Genomic DNA, 2345 nt, shown 5'->3' with positions numbered 1-2345 from the left:
CGCCGCGGCGCGGTCACCGCCGCGATCGCTGCCCGCGAACAGCCATGACTTTCTTCCGAGGGCGATACCCCTCAGCGCGCGTTCGGCAGCATTGTTCGTGAGGCAGATCCGGCCATCGCCAAGGAACCGGGCGAAGGTTTCCCAGCGCGTCAGCATGTAGTCCATGGCCTTGGCGACCGGCGCGTGCCGGGACAGCTTGCCGCGGCTCTCGCGCATCCAGGTCTCGAGTTCGGTGACCAGCGGCGCGACGTGCTGCCGGCGGAGAATGAGCCGCGCATCGGCGGGCAGGTTGTTGATGGTGCGCTCGGCATCAAAGATGGCATCGATCCGGCGCACCGCCTCGAGGGCGAGCGGGGCGCGCGACAACTCGGCCAGCTCGAACAGTTTGCGCCTGCCGTGAGCCCAACACCCGGCCTCGGTGATCGGCCCGGGTTGTCGATCGGCCTCGTAGAGCGCGTTGTATCCGGCATAGGCGTCGGCCTGCAGGATGCCGGCATAGCCGGCCAGGTGCCGGTTCGGGTGCTCGGCGGTACGGTCGCGCGAGTAGCGGAACATCGCCGCCGGTGGTGCCCGGCCGCCAAAGGGCCGGTCGTCGCGGACATAGGTCCAGGCCCGCCCGGTGATGGTCTTGCCCTTGGCCAGCACCGGGACGGTGGTGTCATCACCGTGCAGCCGCTCGGCCGCCAGCACATGGGCCTCGATCAGGGCATTGAGCGGCTCCAGGTTGGCGGTGCAGGCCCCGACCCAGCCGGCAATGGTCGAGACGCTGAGCTCGATGCCCTGAAAGGCATAGGTCTCGCTCTGGCGGTTCAGCGGCAGGTGCTGGCCGAACTTCGCCTCCAGGATCATCGCCAGCAGGTTCGGTCCTGCCCGGCCGCGGGCGATGGGGTGGAAGGGTGCCGGCGGCTGGGTGACGGTCTCGCAGGAGCGGCAGGAGAACCGTTCGCGGACGGTCTGGATCACCTTCCACTTGATGGGCTCGACCTCGAGCGTCTCCGTGGTGTCCTCGCCCAGCTTGGACAGCTTGCCGCCGCAGCAGGGGCAGGCGGCCGGCGACGGCAGGACCACCCGCTCGCGCGGCAGGTGCGCCGGCAGGGGCGCGCGCACTGGCTGGCCGCGGGGCGGGCTGTCAGGACGGCGGGGGCGGCCCTCCTTGTCGGCGGCCTTCTCCGCCTTGGCGGCGTCCTCGCTGGCGGCCGCCACCAGCTCGCCGAGCTCGAGCTCCAGCTGGTCGATCAGCTTGCGGCCGCGCTCGGAGGAGGCGCCGTACTTGTCGCGCTTGAGCCGGGCGATCAGCAGCTTGAGATGCACGATCATCGCCTCGGCGCCGGAGGCGCGCGCCTCGGCCTCGCGTCGCGCCAGCCGCTCGGCCTCGAGTGCGGCGCGCAGCGCATCGACGGTGTCGGGCAGGTTGTCCGGCGCGGCTGTCACGCCGGAGATGGAATCACAGTTGTGGCGAGCCAGGTAGCACCGATGCAGCTGTGCCGAACACTATCCCGCCAACTGTGGTCTGTAGGTTTGTCGTGGGCTTCGCCAATCGATTCCGTCGAGCATGTAGGCGAGCTGTGCACCGGAAATCTGCAGGCAACCGTCAGCTGGCGATGGCCAGATAAAACGACCTCGCTCCAGGCGCTTGGTGTAGAGCGACATGCCAATCCCATCGTGCCAGATGATCTTGACCAGATCGGCGCGACGACCGCGGAAGACGTAGAGATCGCCGCAATGCGGGTCACGGCCCAGCGCCTGCTGCACTTGCAGTGCCAGGGTGTGCATGCCCTTACGCATATCGGAGTGGCCGACCGCGAGCCACACCCGGACGCCGGATGGGGTCGGGATCATGTGCGCACCGCCGCCAGCACGCGGCGCAGGATCCCGGCGCTGATCGTCGTCGTGACGCGCACCGCAGTGCCGTCCGGCAGCACGATCTCAATGCGCTCGTCCGGCTCGACCCCCGGATCGGCAGCACCAGTGTAAGGCAGTGCTGCCGACCCGCCCGGCGGCTCCGGCGCAGCCAACTCCGGCACCACCTGGAGCGGTAGAAAGGCCGGCGGCTCGGCCGCCAGCCTGCCGCGTCGCTGCGCTTCCCGCCACTGCCACAGCAAGCCGCGGCTGATGTCGTGCCGCCGGGCAACCTCGCTGCACTTGACCCCAGGCTCGTTCAGCTCGGCCAGGATCCGCAGCTTCTCCTCATCCCGCCATTGCCGTCGCCGCTCTACCCCGGTGATGATCTCCATCGGGCACCCCTCCGCCTGTCCTTACCGGCGCTCGAAAGAACGCCCGTAAGATCGAAGACAGGTTTCACCCCAGCCCGGTAGGCGGCCCTCGGCGAATGGGTACGGTCGCGC

3 protein-coding genes are annotated in these 2345 nt (G+C 69.3%); all 3 read right to left on the bottom strand.

Annotated elements, in window-relative coordinates; genetic code table 11:
• Positions 1-1431: IS66 family transposase (gene tnpC, locus Q7A36_RS39370; protein WP_305109244.1), on the bottom strand; the 1431-nt coding region annotated here is incomplete at its 3' end.
• A gap of 60 nt (positions 1432-1491) precedes the next feature.
• A complete protein-coding gene (gene tnpB, locus Q7A36_RS39365) occupies positions 1492-1839 on the bottom strand; it encodes an IS66 family insertion sequence element accessory protein TnpB (protein WP_305109243.1) in 348 nt (115 codons plus the stop codon).
• On the bottom strand, positions 1836-2234 hold the full coding sequence (tnpA, locus tag Q7A36_RS39360) for an IS66-like element accessory protein TnpA (RefSeq protein WP_305109242.1): 399 nt from the start codon (positions 2232-2234) through the stop codon (positions 1836-1838). The genes tnpB and tnpA overlap by 4 nt, the downstream gene beginning before the upstream one ends.
• Positions 2235-2345: the final 111 nt, after the last annotated feature.

The organism is Paracraurococcus lichenis (assembly GCF_030657435.1).
GTDB classification, from domain to species: domain Bacteria; phylum Pseudomonadota; class Alphaproteobacteria; order Acetobacterales; family Acetobacteraceae; genus Paracraurococcus; species Paracraurococcus lichenis.
Note: the sequence above shows the minus strand (reverse complement) of the source record. Positions and strands in the feature narration are given on the sequence as shown.

Excerpts from the sequence above, each read along its gene's own strand:
- tnpB (WP_305109243.1), bottom strand. The coding sequence starts at position 1,839 with ATGATCCCGACCCCATCCGGCGTCCGGGTGTGGCTCGCGGTCGGCCAC.
- tnpA (WP_305109242.1), bottom strand. The coding sequence starts at position 2,234 with ATGGAGATCATCACCGGGGTAGAGCGGCGACGGCAATGGCGGGATGAG.